This is a genomic window from Microvirga massiliensis, from assembly GCF_001006805.1.
Lineage (GTDB): Bacteria > Pseudomonadota > Alphaproteobacteria > Rhizobiales > Beijerinckiaceae > Microvirga > Microvirga massiliensis.
Genome location: NZ_LN811358.1, coordinates 53,324 through 70,543, shown reverse-complemented (window position 1 = coordinate 70,543; position 17,220 = coordinate 53,324). Strand labels below are relative to the sequence as shown.

Below are 17,220 nucleotides of genomic sequence, written 5' to 3'. Positions count from 1 at the left end.
AATGCAGCTATCTCTTGCGTGTGCGTAGGAACCCGCCGGGGTTATCCGAAGCGGCCAGGATTCCGGCCCTGTTGATGTAAGACCCGATCGCGACCGTTACGAACAGCACCACTGTCTACGACGAGCGGTTGCTCGGCGGCTTCTGCTGTTCGGCTCGGCGGTCAAGCTCACGCAGAACCCAGCGTCGCGCACGCTGCTCACTCCTCGGCTTGCTGGAGGCCGCAGGAGTGACCCGCATTCCGGTGCGGGGATCGATAACGGTGAGTGGCATGACCAGTCATCCAACCGCTAGGGCCACAGGCGAGGCTCGCGTGTCGGGCGGCGAAAGCCTCAAACCGCCTCTACCGTGGGAAGCGCCATCCGGCCCTAATGCAGGTGAAACGTGGCTGCAGTTTCGCGACCGCATTGCGGCTCTCGTCTTCCATCGCCGCCTCCTGTCTGCTGCGGGCTAGGCTAGAAAGCGGGATGCCCCCTGTCCAGAAAGTCCTGTCAAGTGAGCACTTGGCCTCCACACGCTCACCAGCAATTCTGCATCATCGGGCAGGTTCGCCTGTCCGGTTAGCGGACAAAGTACTCACCACACCTGTCGAAGTTCGGGACAGTGATCAGGTTCGAGGAGATCGCCGGAACGTTCCCACAGGCCACTGTGCCGCTTGCGCCGCGACGCGTATCGCACAGTTCGAGCGGCCTCTTCCCTAGCCACAGGCGTTCGAAATCGGCTCGCTAGAAAAGCGGGGCTTTTCGTTTACCAGCGGCCGTAATAGCCTCGTCCACCCCAATAGCCACCACCCCAGTACGGGCGTCCCCAATAAGCGCCCCGCCAGTATGGGCGTCCATAGTAGCCACCCCAATACGGGCGGTAGATCGGGCGCGCGACATAAGCGCGGCGATAGTAGGGATAGCCATAGCCGCCCCAGTAGGGGGGATAGTAGGCAGGCGCGGCATAGACGACCGGGGCCGGGTAGACCGGGTAACCGTAACCCCAGTAGGTGGCCTCAGCGTCCGTTGACGTTATGATGCCGCCAAGAAGAGTGGCTACCGCCAAGGTTGAGATCTTACGCATGGTAGAATCTCCAGAGAAGAGGATGCACCTCTTCTTGGCCATTAAGCTCCACCAAAGCTGAACAGATCCTGAGGAAATATTGCCGCCGCCATCTCGTGACCGGGCGAACCACCCATCCCCACGACCGGCGCCTGTCCCAGCAGATATCTGGTGTCATCACCTGTGGCAGCCCGTACCGGATTGCGTGTCGTCCAGGCCATGCTTCAGGCATACGTTGAGTGGGCCGAGATGGGAGAGACGCATGGGCTTCCAAGTGGGCATCCACTGCGCTCACAGCGGAGTATGATCGGGACCGCCTCCCATTCCAGAACAACAACATAACGGCGGCTTTCACGGACAGCATCCAGCGAAAAGGCACCTCATCCGTGCTATCTGATCCGCCTGTCTCAGGGCGACAGAGGGACCCTGCCATGGCATCTCTGAAGGCCAATCATCGGCCCAACCGGCTCCTGGCAGCGATGGAGCACGAGGATTTTACGCGGATCGATTCTCAACTCGACATCGCAGACCTGCCGAGGGGCAAGGTTCTCTACGAGATTGGCGAGAGTATCCAATACGGCTACTTTCCCCATGACGCGGTGGTCTCGCTGCTGGCCGTCATGAAGGACGGCGCCTCCGCCGAGATGGCTGTGTTCGGGTGCGAGGGCGTGTGCGGCTTCATCAGCGCCTCGGTCTCTCGCCGGAGCTTCGGGCGCTATGTCGTGCAGGTCCCCGGCAGAGCCTCACGCATAGCTGTCGAGCCACTTCAGGCTGCTTTCGATGCGAGTATGCCACTGCGAGAACTCTTGCGTCGCTACACCGAGGCGCTGCTGACGCAGACCTTCCAGACGGTGGCCTGCAATGCGCTTCACAACGTCGAGGCCCACTGCTGCCGCTGGATCTTGAGTACCCATGATCGGGTGAAACGCGATACCTTGCCGCTCACGCACGAGTTTCTCGCCGAGATGTTGGGTGTTCAACGCTCCACACTGAGCATCATCACGCGAACGCTCCAGACGGCGGGGCTGATCAGCCAGAGCCGGGCCTGTATCACCGTGCAGGATCGTGCCAGTCTCGAAGACGTGGCCTGTGAGTGCTACCGCACGGTCCGCCGCAACTTCGAGCGGCTCCTGCCGAAGACCCACTCGCACGGCTGAGCGGCAGCCCGAGTGGGGTTGGTGTGCCGAGGATCAGCCCAGCATCAAGTTGAAGGGGCGCTGTTCTTGGGAGCCCTTTTGCCCTTGAGTCGGGTTCCCGACAGACGGCATGGAGGTCAGCCAGTATTGGTGCCGCAAGGTCACCTGTGCGGAAGCATGCTGCGAATGCCTCCTCCGGACTGGAGAGACAGAAGGCGAGAAAAAGGCCGCTCTCAAGAGCGGCCCGAAGTTCAGGGAGGAGATGCCCAAGTAGGGCAGCAACGGAGCGACGCCAGTCGCTCTGTTGCGATGCACAAAGTAGTTCATGCTGGAAGGACGGGCAAGCGAAACCAGATATTGCTGCCCTTTTATTTGCGTCAGCCATTTGTGTCAGCACCTGATACTTGCTCGGACATGGCATCACCAGATCGAGGATAATCTACGCTCCCGAGAGCCTCCTGCCCCGCCGGGAAGAGGCCAATGATCTGGTGTTGTCCATTCTCCGGGCGTCTGCGGGGAGAACGCCATGGCCGCGTCTCTCAAGGCGGCGGATCATCGAACCAACCGGCTCCTGGCCGCCATGAGCCCACAGGACTTTGCGCAGCTTGAGCCCCACTTGGAGATCGTCGACTTGCGCAGAGGTCAGGTCCTCTACGAGGAAGGTGAGCCCCTGCGCCACGCCTACTTCCCGCACGACACGATCATGTCACTCGTCACGCTCATGCAGGATGGGGGCTGCGCCGAAATGGCGGTGTTCGGTCGCGAGGGTCTGATCGGTCTCGTGAGTGCGATGGGTACCCGTCAGTCTTTCGGGCGCTACGTCGTGCAACTCACCGGCTCGGCCTCCCGGATCGAGATTGATCGGCTCCACAAGACCATTGCCACGCGTCCGAAGATCCGGCGCCTGTTCCTGAACTATTCCGAGGCCCTGATGGCCCAGGTTCTTCAGACTGTGGCCTGCAATGCGGCTCACGGCGTCGAGGCCCGCTGCTGCCGCTGGATTCTCAGCACGCGTGACCGGCTCGATCAGGACGCCTTGCCCCTGACCCATGAGTTCCTGGCCGAATGCCTGCATGTGCAGCGCTCCACGGTGAGTCTCATCACGCGTGATCTCCAGGTGGCAGGGTTGATCAGGCAAGGACGTGGAGCCATCTCGGTCATCAACCGTGCTGGTCTCGAAGAGGCGGCCTGCGAGTGTTACGGCAAGATCCGCCGCACCTTTGACCGGCTCCTGCCCAAGACTTGCGCGTGACTGATGCCATCTGCCGGACAGGGCTAAGGTCACGTGCAAAGCTGCATCATCATTGCTCGCAGAGCGAGGCTTCCGTCTCAAAAACCTTGCCGCTGTGTCGGGTTTCTGACAGACGTTGTTGATCTCCGGAGTATTTTCTGACCCAACGCAAACTCAGCAACCAGAGGACTCTGTATAGGACCGCAACAGCCCGAGAGCGGCAGGCGAATGTGGAAACGTCCGCGAATGTCTCAGACGGCCAACGGACACCAATGCATAAAGCGGCCACAAGACCGTTCATGAAAACACAAACACAACGATAAACGGGGAAACGCCATGCCCTCCGATTTCGAATCCGTGCCCTCTACGGGTGAAGCGCGCCTGTACTCGCCGGAGATCACGCCGTTGTTGCAATCGCTTCTGGCGACGCTTGCCGATATTGATTTTGCCTATGAGAGCGATGTTGACGTTGTGCGCAACAGTGCCGCCGATGAGGTCCTGAAACGGAAAGTCATTGCGAGACTCGAGCAGCAGAACCGCGAGCGACGTGAACCTTACGTCCGCCAACTCACGGCCCTGCAACACCGTCTTGAATCAATGGTCGCGTAGTTGAAGGAGCAGCCTCATGGCATTGAAAGCGCGTGCACGGCCGTCCTGGAAGAAGAACACAGTGCGTTACAAGACGGTGATTGGCCCGGCAAAGACGCGTGAAGGGCAGCAGAATCTCGCGAAGAAGCGCCGCTACGCGAACCGCCACGGTTAACCAGTTCGGTTCTATGAGGCGGCCACCTCCGATTGTGTTCTGCGGAACCCGCGGAGCACCCACGCATCAAAGATCCATTCCGGCTCGCACTTCTGGCCCCCTTAGCCGCGAGCCGAGAACTCGTCCGGGAGATTTGTTCCTGGGCACCCGGCCTCATCGAGCGCCGGGTTTTCTTTATTCGCCCTGCAACGTTCGGCCATCGGGGCACGTTCCGACCATCAATGATGGAGACTTGGGCTTCTTCGATGAGGGCTGCCCCTCCGGTCCTGTGATGCCCCACAAGATGAACAGCCGACGGCTCTGCCTGTTCTGAACTGACTTTCCGCCTGAGCCGCTCGGGCTTGGGGTTCCGGAGGTTGGTCAAGGACGGCACTGCGAGCCGTCCCGGAGCGACGTTCGCCCGGCAGTCACAGGTACGGGCAGAGGACAGCTTCGAAACGAAGTTCTTGTCGAGACGCTCGGGGGCGGAGTTCGACAGGATGGTGGCGAGCCGAATGGAGCCGACTGTGAGACGCGAGGTGGTTGAAGTCGCCTATGGCTGACCCAGCAGAGGTGTTTTCCACCTCTACACCCACCCGGATAGTGAAATGCTCCGCGGAATGACTAGGCTGGATGGCCTTCAGGATCTCCTCGTCCGTGCAGCTTTCCTCCCAGCCACTTGGGAGTTCCAGTCGCACCGACTTGGCCCTGCCGCTCGGCGTGCAGACCACGTGGAAATGATCGCCTGATCCCTCGACGCGTGCGGCCTCGGCCTTCTCGGGATCGTTGCAGAGGCCGGCAAAGGCTTGGGCGCAGGACCACGTGACCCCGTCAGCGTCCGTGAGCTCGCGAGGCATGGGGGCTTCTGTCCTGGGGAGCCGGCTCGATCGCACGGCGAGCAAGCGGGGATTGATCGTATCGTTCCAGCAGATCGGAAGGGTCCTGGTAGACGGCAGCGCAGCCAGCAGATCGCAACGCCTCTTCGGGAAAGCCGCCGCAGAGAACACCGGCAGCACTGGTGTTCCGTCACGATCATGTCTTTGCCAAGCGGGAGCGTCTGTGATTCCTGTTCGGCATGGACAGTCTTGAAGGCCTTGACGTGACGCCGGACGACCGCGACCGGCTGCAGAAGCTCGTGAAGGACGGCAACACGGCCCGAAACTGGTGCAGTGGGCCCGGATCGTGCTCTCGTGCACGGACGGGCTCGGCACGGCCGCGGTGGCGCGCCGGCTTCAGACCAGCCAACCGACGGCGCGGCTGTGGCGCGAGCGCTATCGGACGCGCGACGTCGTGGGCCTGCTCAAGGATGCCAGCCGACCGCCGGCAAGATGCCAGTGCCACCGGTGCAGGTCCGGTAGGTGTTCGAGAGAACGCGGCACGAGAAGCCGCCGAACGGCACGCACTGGAGCGTGCGCACCATGCTACCAACCCCATGCTTTATCGCATCGGTGCAAAATTGTCCGGGTCCGATGCGTGAGCCCGTTCTCCGACTGACTTCGCTCGCCAAGGTGCTTCCCGGCGGACGCTGGCTCTTCGATGGACTCGCGCTGACGCTCGAAGCGGGCGAGCATGTGGCGATCCGCGGTGAATCGGGTGCTGGAAAGTCGACCTTGCTCAATATCATCGCGGGGCTCGAGACTGCCGATTCGGGCGAGGTCTGGGTCGCCGGGACCAATCTGGCGCGGCTGCACGAAGCGGACCGGACCGCGCTTCGCCGCGACGCAATTGGCTTCGTGTTCCAGGCCTTCCACATCCTGCCGCACCTCGATCTCGCACGGAACGTCGCCTTTCCGCTCATTCTTCAGAAGCAGCCACGCGCTCTAGCGCTCGCGCGCGCCGGCGAGATGCTCGATGCGGTCGGGCTCGGCGACCGACGGAATAGCTATCCGCGCGAGCTTTCCGGCGGCGAGCTGCAGCGCGTCGCGATCGCACGCGCGCTGGTGCATGTGCCCGCGCTGATCCTGGCCGACGAGCCCACGGGCAATCTCGACCCCGGCACCGCGGCCCAGATCATTGGGCTGCTCGGGCGGGCCGTGAAAGAGCGCGGCGCGGCGATGCTGCTCGTCACGCATTCGCCGCTGGCCGCGGCAACGGCCGACCGGCAGCTCATGCTCACGCCGCAGGGCCTGGTGCCCGCCAATGGCTGAGACTGGGGCCACCGCCTGGCGCTGGCTGATTGCGGGCGAGTTCCGCGCCTTTCCGATGCGCTTCGTGCTGGCCGGGGTCGCCATCGCGATCGGCGTCGCGCTCGCCTTTGCGGTTCATCTCATCAATCGCTCGGCCGCCGAATCCTTCGGGCAGGCCGTGCGCAGCGCCGCCGGTGGTGCTGATCTGCAAGTGAGAAGCACCAGTGCGCTTGGGTTTAACGAGGAACTCTATCCCAAGCTGATGGCGCTCGGCGCGGTCGCGGATGCGAGCCCGGTCGTGCAGCTGCGCGCGACGATCAGGGAACGGGCGTTCCCGATCACGCTTCTGGGGCTCGACATGTTTCGCACGCAGACCGTTTCGCCGAGCCTGGTCATCAGGCCTCGATCCACGCGCACGGGCGCCGGAACGCGGTCGACGGATCTCGACGCGCTGCTCGATCCAGACGCGCTCTACCTGTCGCGCGACGCAATGACCCAGACAGGCCTCGAGGTCGGCGACCGCGTGGAGGTGCGTGCGAACGGCCGCGCGCACAACTTCGTTGTCGCGGGAGACCTGCCGGGCGTGGCGCCGGGGCAGGGCCTCGCCGTCATTGACATCGCGTCGGCGCAATGGCGCTTCGGACGGCTCGGCACGCTCGATCGTGTCGACCTCAAGCTCGAGCCCGGGACCGCCCTGACCGACGCCCAGGCTCAGCTCTCGTCGGTTCTGCCTGCCAGCGCGCAACCCAGCGATGCCGAGACCGAGAGCCGGCGCGGCGACGCGCTGTCGCGGGCCTATCGCGTCAACCTCGACATGCTCGCGCTGGTCGCCCTGCTGACCGGCGGCTTCCTCGTCTATTCCGCGCAATCGCTCGCGGTGACGCGGCGGCTGCGCCAGTTCGCGCTGCTCCGCACGCTCGGCCTGCAGGAACGGGCGCTCGCCGGCCAGCTTCTGGGCGAGGGCGCGGCCCTGGGCGTTGTGGGCGCGCTGATCGGGTTGGCTGGAGGCTATGCGATCGCGGGAGTTGCGTTGCGACTGGTCGGTGGCGATCTCGGCGCGGGCTTTTTCGAAGGCGCGCCAACGACGCTTGCATTCGCCCCCGAAGCGGCGGTGCTCTTCTTCGCCTTTGGTGTCGCGACCGCGCTGGCCGGAAGCTACGTGCCCGCCCGGCGCGCCGCCCGGATCGCGCCCGCGCTGGCGCTCAAGGATGCGGGCGATCAAGGCGACCCGCGCCAGCCGCCTAGCATCGTCCCTGCCGGAACTCTGATCGGTGCCGGGTCCGTGTGCGCCTTGCTCCCGGCAATGAACCGGCTTCCTGTCTTCGGCTATCTCGCGGTCGGGCTTGTGCTGGCCGGCGGCGTCGCTGCGATGCCCTGGCTGGCGCGCCGGCTGCTGCGGCCGCTCGGCCGGGCGAAGCTGCGGGTCCCCGCGTTCGAGATGGCGCTCGGCCGCCTGCTCGGCGCACTGGGCCAGGCCTCGATCGCGCTCGGCGGCATCGTCGCGAGCACCGGGCTGATGATCGCGATGGCGGTGATGGTCACCAGCTTTCGCGGCTCGGTGGACGAGTGGCTGGAAAGCTTTCTCAGTGCCGATCTCTACGTCGCCGCGGCATCGAACGAGCCCCTGTTCGACGCCGAAACGCAGCGCCGCCTTGCCGTCACGCCGGGGGTCGCGGGCATCGCCTTCAGCAAGGGCTTGCAGGTCAGGCTCGATCCGGAGCTTCCCCCAGCCTCGCTGATCGTGCGCCCGGTGACGGGGCCCGGCTACACGCTACCACTGATCCAGCGGGCCTCACGGCCGGGGGATGGCGTCGCGCTGTGGCTGTCCGAGCCCGCGGCGCGGCTCTACAGCACGCAGCCCGGTGACGCTTTCGCGCTGCCGATCGGCGCGGGCGGCGCCCAGGTGACGGGCTATGTCGCGGGGATCTGGCGTGACTATGCCCGGCCACAGGGCGCCATCGTGATCGACACGCGCGATTATACGGCGATTACCGGCGATGCGGTGCGCAGCGAGGCTGCGGTCGAGCTCGTGTCGGGCGCCTCGCCGGCGGCAGTGCGCGCGTCAATCCTGGCGCAGCTGCCACCCGATCTTGCGGGCCGTGTGGATTTCGCCGAACCCGCCGCGCTGCGCGCACGCGCGTTGCGGCTGTTCGACCGGAGCTTCGCGATCACCTATGCGCTCGAGGCGATCGCGATCCTGATCGGCCTGGCCGGGGTCGCCGCCACCTTCTCGGCCCAGACGGTCGCGCGCATCAAGGAATTCGGCATGATGCGCCATGTCGGGATGAGCAGGGGCCAGATCGTCGCAATGCTTGCCATCGAGGGCGCGCTCCTCGGGCTGGTCGGCATGGCGGCGGGCATCGCGATCGGGATCGCGCTCAGCCAGATTTTGATCCATGTGATCAACCCGCAATCGTTCAACTGGACGATGACGACACGCATTCCCTGGGGCCTCATCCTCGGCGTAGCGACCGCGCTGATTGCCACCGCGGCCGTCACCGCGATGATCGCCGGGCGCCAGGCGGTGTCGCGCGACGCAGTGCGTGCGGTGAGCGAGGACTGGTGATGAAGACCCGGCTCGCCCTCGCCCTGCTCATGGTCGCCATCGGCTGGGCCGCGCCCGCGGTGAGTCCGCAGCCCGCCTATCCCGTCGTGACGCCAGGCGCAGAACTTCACTTTCCGCGCGATCATGGCGCGCATCCGGACTATCGCACCGAATGGTGGTATTTCACCGGCTGGCTTGATGCCCCCGATGGCCGGCCAATCGGATTCCAGATCACCTTCTTCCGCTCACGCCCCGGGATCGATTCCGCCAATCCCAGCGCCTTCGCGCCGCGGCAGATCATCTTCGCGCACGCGGCACTGTCCGACCCCGCCAGAGGCAAGCTGATCCACGACCAACGCGTTGCGCGGCAGGGCTTCGGGATCGCGGAGGCACACGAGGGCGATACCCGGATCGCACTGCTCGACTGGCACCTCGAGCGGCGCGTCGACGGCGTCTTCCACGCAACGGCATGTGCGCGGGATTTCAGACTCGACCTCGCCTTTACCCCGACTCAACCCGTGATGCTTAACGGCGAGGGGGGCTACAGCCGCAAAGGTCCGCGCCCTGAGCAGGCGAGCTATTACTATTCCGTGCCACAGCTGGCGGTCGTCGGCAGCGTGATCCGCAATGGCAAACGGGAGGCGATGACAGGCCGCGCCTGGCTCGACCGCGAATGGTCGTCGAGCTATCTCCCACCCGACGCCGTCGGCTGGGACTGGACGGGCATCAATTTCGATGACGGCGCCGCGTTGATGGCCTTCCAGGTCCGTGGGCACGACGGACGTGCCATTCATGCCGGGGGCACGCTCCGCCGAGCCGACGGAACACAGCTGGTGCTCGCGTCCGAGGACGTGCGCTTCGTGCCCCGGCGGCGCTGGCACTCGCCTCAAACCGGCGCGGCCTATCCCGTCGAGGCCGAGTTCGAGATCCGGCTGCCCGAAGGCACACGTCGCGTCAGCCTCACACCGCTTTTCGATGCACAGGAACTGGACGGGCGCGCCACAGGAATGCCGAGCTACTGGGAGGGATTGGTCTCCACACCGGGCGGACGTGGCTATCTGGAACTCACAGGGTATGCCGGATCGCTTGGTCTTTGAGTTGCGCAAGGGTGCGGCACGTCCGATAAGCTGTTTAAGGACCTTACTGCTGCTTAAACTACATCCAATTATGACGGAGGAGAAAGGACCGAGTCGCCGTCTGTACGGGACCCCTGGGCCGAGCAGCCGATCTATTTTCCGGGCGGCTCTTGCCTCCGTATAGAGGCCTCATGAGAATGGGATCACGGTCGCCGTGCTGACGGTTCAGGTCCCAGGAGTGGCGAGATGAGGTTCGCCGTCGCGCAGGAGAGGCTACAGTCCGTCAAGCCGGTAGCTTCAACACAATAAGTAACAAAACTAGGAAGCTCGCGGTCTCGGAGAGGTTGAATGTTACACCGCGAATGGCCACTCGTGGCACGGAGCAGAACTCGATCAAATTTTGGTTTTAGGTGCATGACGGGTCATTCCTAGAAAGCACCATCGGACTTTGAACGACCGGAAAGACGTGGAAGTCGGATGCTCTCGGAACTCTGCCGTGCTCTCCCAAGGAGTCGATTAGCCAACAATTCGCTCGAGTCGCTTTGACCGCAATCGATCTTCGAATCAGGCTCTCGACCAGGGGAATGCCACCGTCCTGATCCTGGACATCAGCGGTGGTGCCCCTCACGGCCAGCAATCGATTGTCGCCATCGGCCATAATGTGACACTTGCGATCTACACCTTCTTGCCTGCATCGTGCCCCGTTCGCCTTGCGGTGCATGGTATTACAGCCAACGGCATCAATGCTTACCTGCGTCGGGCTGGCTGAACGCCTGGCTCTCTCGCGGTCGGCTGCGACGAGATAGTCGTTGACGCGTTCCTGATGCCAGACATCGGTCAGCAGTCGCCGAAGTTCATAGCAGATCCTGTGCGGCAGCAGATGTTTAGGTATGGCGTCCCACAGCACGCTATCGCGCTGGACATAGTGTATGCCGCTCAGGATTTTGCGAAGCACATGCTGGCGTGGACGACCGATCCCTTCTGCGACGGGAAGCAGGCGCTCGAATGCCGGCGGCTGATACTGCCCAACTCAGGCAACGGGCGATCATCGAAGTAACCTTGACCAGCTCCGCCCCCGTTGATCTCACGGTGCAGACGCGCCATTCTCATCCCAGAACTCTAGCTAACCCCGGATGAACCAGAGGGTCAGGTCATCTGCCTTCCAAAGCCAGCGAAATTAGGCTTCTAAGCCGGTTGTTTAGACGAGTAGATGGTCAGGCAGTCGGTAACTCCGGGAATTGAAGGTGAACCGAGATGATCCTGAAGAGCCTCGGTGTCCTCGCCTCTGCTACTGTCGTGGTCCTGCTGCTCGGTGAAGCTCTTCCGATCCAACGCACTCCAGGACTTACTGGTCCCGCGGCGGCACAACCTGCGAATCAGCCCCGTACCAAGACCACCCCCATCCAGCTCCCATCGAACGTCGTCCCCGAACACTACAACATCTTTGTGAGACCGGATGCCGGCAACCTGCGGTTTGACGGCTCTGTCCGGATTACCACTTCGGTTCGCGAGCCCACATCTGATATCGTCCTGAATGCCGCTGACCTGCAGTTGGAGCGCGCGGTTTTGATGCCGACCGCCGAACAAGCATCTGACATCAAGCTCGATCACGAGGAGCAAACGGCAACTCTGACCTTCGACCGGATCATTGAGCCGGGAACCTATGAAATTGCGATCGACTACAAGGGGGAGATCAACGAGAATGCCGATGGACTGTTCATGGCTCAGTATGGCTCGCCGGAGGCTCCCAAGCGGATGCTCGTGACCCAGTTCGAGCCGGTTAGCGCTCGTCGTTTTGTCCCCTGTTGGGACGAGCCTGCTCGCAAAGCTACCTTCTCTCTCTCCGTAGCTGTTCCAAACGACGAGGTAGCCATCTCGAATATGCCTGTGGAGGAGATTTCCGAGCTGGATGGGCAATACCAACGGGTCCAGTTCCAAACGAGTCCCAAAATGTCGTCCTATCTGCTGTTCCTCGGCATAGGAGATCTGGAGCGGTTAGAGAGGACAGTTGGTTCGACGAAGCTTGCTGTCGTTACCCGCAAGGGCAGCGCATACAAAGGCCAGTTTGCCCTAGACAGTGCTGCCCGGCTTCTCGATTACTTCAACGAGTACTTTGGCGTGCCCTACCCTCTGCCCAAGCTTGACATGATTGCGGTCCCCAGCGGAGGGGGCTTTTCAGCCATGGAGAACTGGGGCGCAATCCTCTACTTCGAGAACGCCGTCCTGGTGGATCCTGCTCTGTCGCCGGAATCAGCGCGGCAAGGGGTTTTTGTTGTGGTTGCCCACGAGATGGCCCACCAGTGGTTCGGCAATCTTGTGACCATGCAGTGGTGGGATAACCTGTGGCTCAATGAGGGGTTCGCATCCTGGATGCAGAACAAAGCCACAGAGCGCTTCCATCCCGAGTGGATGATGTGGCTCCAGTCCGAGTCAGGGCGACAGCGGGCCATGCGGCAGGATGCGAAACGCACAGCCCATTCTGTCGTACAGCCAGTGACCAGGGGTGATCAGGCTGCTCAAGCTTTTGACGAGATCACGTATCGCAAGGGGCAGGCGGTCATTCGCATGCTTGAGGGCTACCTTGGGCAGGAGGCATTCCGCGAAGGCATCCGGACCTATATGCAAATCTATGCCTACCAGAATGCCGCAACAGACAACCTTTGGGCCGAGTTGGAAAAGGCTGCTCACCAGCCCATCAAACCGATTGCAGACGACTTCACTCTCCAGCCTGGGGTACCGCTCATCTCGGTTCAGGAGCTAAAGGCGGAAGGAGGCCATACGACGGTTAGCCTCAATCAGAAGCGCTTTGGCGTGGACGAGAGCGCGCGCGAACCGCTCGTGTGGCGCACTCCAGTCTCTGCGGCTTCTATTGGATCGGGAATGGCGCTAGTCTCTCAATTGGTCGCAGGCTCATCACCCACTTCCATCTCTGTCTCGGGAACACCGCCGATCAAGATTAACCTCGGTCAAACCGCATACTACCGCAGTCATTATGCCGGAGGAGCGTTTCTCGCTCTTGCAGAGCATCTTCCTGCGCTGTTACCTGCCGACCAACTGGGACTTCTTTACGACAGCTGGGCTCTTGGCGAGGCGGGCGTAACGCCACTTACAGATTATCTCGAGCTGATCGAGAAAGCTCCGCTTGATGCCGAAATGACGGTGTGGCGGCAGATCATTGAGACACTCGTGTCAATCGACCAGCTCTACGCTGGTCAAACCGAGCAGATGGAATTTCGCACCTTCGCGCGCACCACGTTAGCGCCACTCTTTGTGCAGGTCGGTTGGGATGCGGGCCCCAAGAAGCCCGACAACATGGCCGTCTTGCGCGAGGACCTTCTGAGCGCTTTGGGGCGGTTTGAGGAGCCGGCGGTGGTGGCTGAGGCCCGGCGCCGCTTCCATGCCTTCGTGGCCGATCCAAAGAACCTACCTGCGGCTATCCGGCTGCCGACCTTGAGAGTTGTAGCCCTTTCGGCCGATGCCGCTCTCTACGAGTCCATGCACGAGCTTGCGAAAAGAGCGGCCGACCCTCTTGAGGAGGATCAACTCTTCGGTGCACTCGCATGGGCTGAGAATCCCGTTCTGGCCAGCCGAACGCTTGAGATTGCCCTGAGCAATGAACCCTCGAGAGCGGCAGGACTACGCATGATTACGCGGGTTGCCGCTGACAATCCGGACCTTGCTTGGCGATTTGCTCTCGAGCACTTGGATGCTCTGACCTCAAGGCTTGACGTGCTTCGGCGTTACAGCTTCGTTCCCTCTCTCGCAGGACAATCTGTAAACCCCAACCGCCTCGAGGAGCTTCGACGCTTTATCGATGACCACGTGCCGGCGGAGTTCCGTCAAGAGGTTGAGAGATTCTATGCCGATCTGGAGTTCCGCCTGAAGGTCAAGTCAGAGCGCCTGCCACAGATCACCCAGTGGCTTGCCACGCGCAGCCCAAGCCCAGCGGCTGCACCTGTCCCGCCGCAATGATGTTCGCTCTCGCGCAGCGAACTACTAAAAGGTAGACGACTGTGCCCAACCCGGGACTTTGCTGCGTTGTTGCTCGTCATGCCGCTTTCATTCAGAAACACGAGCCGTTGTGTCGGAATGTCGATCAGGTAGCAGCTTTCTCTCGCCTATTCTGGGAAACCTACCCTGTGCAGACCTTCAGCGATGCGTTTGTTCACAGGAGCCGCGCTCGGCGCAGCAGCAATGGCCTTCGAGACAGTCATGCCTGGATATGCCTGGAGAAATCCGGCGACCGTCCGCCTAGCCTCCTCCAGGCGGCCGGCATGGGCGTATGCCGCCGCCTGGAGGAGGCAGGTCCAGAGGGCATCCGGCCTTTCGCGAAGAGCTTGCTTGAACCACCGTGCCGCCTCGTCATACTGGCCCTTGCCAGAGTGCGCGGCTCCGATCCCGACGAGAGCATTGAAGTGCATCGGATCAAGCGGACTGAGGCGCACGGCGCGTTCGAAATGCTCAATGGCTGTATCGGGGTGCTGGGCGTAGATATGCAGTCAGCCGCTGCGGAGCCAAGCCCAAGCCAAGTTTGGGTCCAGGGCAAGAGCGTTTCTGACCGTCGTGAGCCCGAGATCGATTTGGCCCACGAGAGCATACGCGGCACTCAGCACGGTCGGCACCAGGGAATCCTGGCTGTCGAGAGAGACCATCCATCGGGAATTCGACCTTCCCAATGCAGCTATCAGAACCGCTGTTCCACAAATCGCGTTACGCAAACAGCGTGGTCGCTTTCACACGCGCGATGACACGCGCTTTGTGCTAGGCTTGCTCCTCTCCTTGAGGAGGAGCGCGATATGAAGAGCATCGTTCTCGTATGCGCCTTTGTATGTGTCGCCTCGTCTGTCCAGGCGCAGCAGCCAGCCCCGCAAAATCCCGGTCCCAGCTTCGTCCTGAAGCAGATCGCCCCGACGCTGCCCACCAAGGAGCAGCTTGAGGTCCGGGTCCGGACCTCAACCATTCAGCCGGGTGCAGTTGGCCAATGGCACACTCATCCCACGCCGCCGATTGTCTACGTGGTCGAGGGCACGCTGTCCGTGGAGAGGAAGGACGGAGAGACGGTTCATACCCAAGCCGGGCAGGCCGCGATTGAGCCGGTCAACACGATCATCCGCGCCACCAACAAGGGGCAGACGCCCGTGAAGCTGGTAATCTTTCAGGTGAGCCCACCAGATGTTCCCGAGTCTCACCCGGCTTCATCCCAGTAGCAAAGCGGCGCTATGATTGGATCGGGGCGAGAGAGTATCCCGCCCAGTTCTATAGACGGCCTTCTCGGAATCCGTGTGAAATGAGAGTTCTGGAGCGCAGCGCCTCGCGCGCGCGAGATCACTCCTCAGGATCACGGCGCCTGGGCACCTTGCGGGACCTCTCGGTCGCGCGCTCGGCCTCCTGGATCTGCTCGTAGATGAGCCTGAGCGCCTGCTCGGCGGCGCGATAGCGGACGAGTGCCTCGTGTCGAAGGGATTTCGCTTGGCTCATGGTCAGGATCCGCGGTGAGACTGTCAACGACAGCCCCCGGCCCGCTGTTCCCCGGCAGGATCGGCCGCGCGACACGAAAGTGGCCTTGCCAGGGTGGAGAGGACATCAGAGATCTGGCAGGGCCACTAACAAGGATCGTGTGTGTCGGGCAGTCGGGAGCCTCAACGCCACATCTACTGGAGCAACCGCCATCCCGCTCTCACCCAGGTAAAACGGGGCCGCAGTTTCGCGACCGCATCGCGGGCCTCGTCTGGTGACGCAGCGCGCATACGCTCGGATCCGACATGTTTCTGCGGCTCTGTTCGATCCAGGTTAATGCAGACTGGCGAGAGCGAGCGCAGTCTACCGCTGGATCGAAGTGGCCTTGCTCGCGGGATCCTGAGCAGCCCCGATCACATACGCGCTTGGCCGCGCACCCGCCGCGGTTCGGCTGAAAGGGAGGTTGCGATCGAGACACCACCTGGGCCGAGACGCCTCCCGACCCTCACACGCCGTGGAGGCAGCTGTTTCGGCTCGACAATCTGAGCCTTTTCGCCGGATCATCCGGAACCACGTCAGTGACGTGTGACGCTTAAGTCACCACGGGCCCGTCGCCTCAGCGACCGGGCCCGTTCCGTTTCGGCCTTCCCTTCCGCAGACATCTCAAGGGACGTCCTCCTACGCATGACGTGGTGCGCGTGAGGCGGGTTACTCTTCGCGATGGGGGCGCTTGGGAAGAAAAGGATGCACTGGCCGGTCGAGCAGCTCGCGGGGCTCCTCACGCGCGCGCTCCGCTTCCGTGATCTTCTGCTGGAGCAGCTTGAGCGCCGACCGTGCGAAGCGGTGACGCAGGCGCGTCCAATGTCTATGCGGTTCCATGATGGGGACTGTGGTCTTGTGCGCGCGAGGCAGTGACTTCCGGAGCAGTTTGGTCCTCGGAGGATCCCGATCCGAATAAACGGGCCGGGCAAGCAACCTGCGGGACTCCTCGATGAGGCGCTCTGTCTCCTCGACCGTTTTCCGCGTCAGCTTGAGCGACAAGCGCACCGAGCGATCATGGCTGCCGAGAGGGTTCGGCCGGGCGCGTCGGTCATTCTCTGACTTGCTCATACTCGCCAATGCAGCGTGATCGCCGCTGTTCCCAAATCAGCGACTATCTCGCGCACGGTGGCTCCGGCGGCGGCATTACCCGGTCAACCTCCATCGAGACCGTTGCCGTCAGCACCTGCTGGTGATGGTCGTTCCGCACCTCGACCTTGACGTCACGGGCGTCGCTCCTCGGGAGCCGGTCGCGCCCGATGTCTGCCGCCGTGCACGCGGCCTTGTATTCGGCGGCGCCCCGGATCGTCGAACTCCACACCGTCTCCATCGGGAGTGAACTTCGCCCTTACCGGACGTCGAAATAAAAGCGAGGCATCGCAATCGCTGCCGAGCACAACGGCCGTCAAGGCTCAGCCCGGCACCTTCTTTTGATCAAGGGTAAGCCCCGAAAAGTCTGTACTCACCTTGCGTTTCGGGCGTTGCGGAACGCGCGCAGCAAGGAGGACGTTACAGCCTATCCCCTGGCTTGGGGGAGATCGCATTTTCCGCTTTGTCCATGTGTGAGCCCAATCATCAAAGTCCGAAAGAGATCCAATGACATCACGCCTGTCACTCGAAGCTCTTGGCGCGCTTCGGGCCCTGGTACATGCACGCCGAGCGCGAAACGTGCAGACGCTGTACGTGGCGCCAAGCTCAGCAAGCCAGCGGCCCAGTACGGTGAGGACCTCGATCCGCTCGCCACAGCGGCCAGGGCTCTGCACGATTGAGAACATGCGGCACGACAGGGCATCCAGATCTCGATGTCTGGGAAAGGCAACTGCTTC

At 62.6% G+C, this 17,220-nt stretch carries 16 protein-coding genes; 10 read left to right on the top strand and 6 right to left on the bottom strand.

What is annotated here, in order from left to right:
- Positions 1-745: 745 nt before the first annotated feature.
- Entirely contained in the window at positions 746-1,063 is a 318-nt protein-coding gene (locus tag BN1233_RS48540) for a hypothetical protein (RefSeq protein WP_053086446.1), read from the bottom strand.
- Positions 1,064-1,473: 410 nt separating this feature from the next.
- On the opposite strand from BN1233_RS48540, the gene BN1233_RS24525 reads away from it, so the two are divergent.
- The 4 genes from BN1233_RS24525 (at position 1,474) to BN1233_RS47230 (ending at position 4,172) form a co-directional block, all read left to right on the top strand.
- Positions 1,474-2,199: a Crp/Fnr family transcriptional regulator gene (locus BN1233_RS24525; protein WP_046866272.1), complete on the top strand. Its 726-nt coding sequence runs from the start codon at positions 1,474-1,476 to the stop codon at positions 2,197-2,199.
- Between the two features lie 505 nt (positions 2,200-2,704).
- Positions 2,705-3,430 carry a Crp/Fnr family transcriptional regulator gene (locus BN1233_RS24520; protein ID WP_046866271.1) on the top strand — a complete coding sequence of 242 codons (726 nt, stop codon included), beginning with the start codon at positions 2,705-2,707 and terminating at the stop codon, positions 3,428-3,430.
- A 315-nt stretch (positions 3,431-3,745) separates the two neighbouring features.
- A complete protein-coding gene (locus tag BN1233_RS24515; RefSeq protein WP_046866270.1) occupies positions 3,746-4,018 on the top strand; it encodes a hypothetical protein in 273 nt (90 codons plus the stop codon).
- A gap of 16 nt (positions 4,019-4,034) precedes the next feature.
- A complete protein-coding gene (locus BN1233_RS47230) occupies positions 4,035-4,172 on the top strand; it encodes a hypothetical protein (RefSeq protein WP_154678292.1) in 138 nt (45 codons plus the stop codon).
- Positions 4,173-4,579: 407 nt separating this feature from the next.
- Here the strand turns inward: BN1233_RS47230 and BN1233_RS48535 are convergent, their stop codons facing one another.
- On the bottom strand, positions 4,580-5,008 hold the full coding sequence (locus BN1233_RS48535) for a hypothetical protein (RefSeq protein ID WP_187144361.1): 429 nt from the start codon (positions 5,006-5,008) through the stop codon (positions 4,580-4,582).
- 307 nt (positions 5,009-5,315) lie between these two features.
- Between BN1233_RS48535 and BN1233_RS51180 the strand changes: the two genes are divergently transcribed.
- The 5 genes from BN1233_RS51180 to BN1233_RS24485 all read left to right on the top strand — a co-directional run bounded on the left by BN1233_RS51180 (position 5,316) and on the right by BN1233_RS24485 (position 13,870).
- Entirely contained in the window at positions 5,316-5,645 is a 330-nt protein-coding gene (locus BN1233_RS51180) for a helix-turn-helix domain-containing protein (RefSeq protein ID WP_425311744.1), read from the top strand.
- Positions 5,621-6,298 carry an ABC transporter ATP-binding protein gene (locus BN1233_RS24505; RefSeq protein WP_052763914.1) on the top strand — a complete coding sequence of 226 codons (678 nt, stop codon included), beginning with the start codon at positions 5,621-5,623 and terminating at the stop codon, positions 6,296-6,298. Before BN1233_RS51180 ends, BN1233_RS24505 begins: the two co-directional genes overlap by 25 nt.
- Positions 6,291-8,843 carry an FtsX-like permease family protein gene (locus BN1233_RS24500; RefSeq protein WP_046866269.1) on the top strand — a complete coding sequence of 851 codons (2,553 nt, stop codon included), beginning with the start codon at positions 6,291-6,293 and terminating at the stop codon, positions 8,841-8,843. The genes BN1233_RS24505 and BN1233_RS24500 overlap by 8 nt, the downstream gene beginning before the upstream one ends.
- Positions 8,843-9,919, top strand: a complete 1,077-nt coding sequence (locus BN1233_RS24495; RefSeq protein ID WP_046866268.1) for a lipocalin-like domain-containing protein — start codon at positions 8,843-8,845, stop codon at positions 9,917-9,919. Before BN1233_RS24500 ends, BN1233_RS24495 begins: the two co-directional genes overlap by 1 nt.
- Before the next feature lie 1,233 nt (positions 9,920-11,152).
- The gene (locus tag BN1233_RS24485; RefSeq protein ID WP_048708288.1) at positions 11,153-13,870 is read left to right on the top strand and encodes a M1 family metallopeptidase; all 2,718 of its coding nucleotides are present in this window, start codon (positions 11,153-11,155) and stop codon (positions 13,868-13,870) included.
- Positions 13,871-14,016: 146 nt separating this feature from the next.
- On the opposite strand, the gene BN1233_RS24480 is transcribed toward BN1233_RS24485, so the two are convergent.
- Positions 14,017-14,391 carry a tetratricopeptide repeat protein gene (locus tag BN1233_RS24480; protein WP_280139403.1) on the bottom strand — a complete coding sequence of 125 codons (375 nt, stop codon included), beginning with the start codon at positions 14,389-14,391 and terminating at the stop codon, positions 14,017-14,019.
- Positions 14,392-14,694: 303 nt separating this feature from the next.
- Between BN1233_RS24480 and BN1233_RS43275 the strand changes: the two genes are divergently transcribed.
- A complete protein-coding gene (locus tag BN1233_RS43275; RefSeq protein WP_048708290.1) occupies positions 14,695-15,105 on the top strand; it encodes a cupin domain-containing protein in 411 nt (136 codons plus the stop codon).
- A 118-nt stretch (positions 15,106-15,223) separates the two neighbouring features.
- Here BN1233_RS43275 and BN1233_RS47225 read toward each other — a convergent pair whose 3' ends face one another.
- From BN1233_RS47225 to BN1233_RS24465, 3 genes are all read right to left on the bottom strand, one after another.
- Positions 15,224-15,376 (bottom strand): hypothetical protein, encoded by a 153-nt coding sequence (locus BN1233_RS47225; RefSeq protein WP_154678291.1) that lies wholly within the window; start codon positions 15,374-15,376, stop codon positions 15,224-15,226.
- 687 nt (positions 15,377-16,063) lie between these two features.
- Positions 16,064-16,465, bottom strand: coding sequence for a hypothetical protein (locus BN1233_RS24470; RefSeq protein WP_046866265.1), 402 nt, complete (start codon positions 16,463-16,465; stop codon positions 16,064-16,066).
- Positions 16,466-16,508: 43 nt separating this feature from the next.
- Positions 16,509-16,715 carry a DUF6894 family protein gene (locus BN1233_RS24465; protein WP_147707502.1) on the bottom strand — a complete coding sequence of 69 codons (207 nt, stop codon included), beginning with the start codon at positions 16,713-16,715 and terminating at the stop codon, positions 16,509-16,511.
- Between the last annotated feature and the right edge of the window lie 505 nt (positions 16,716-17,220).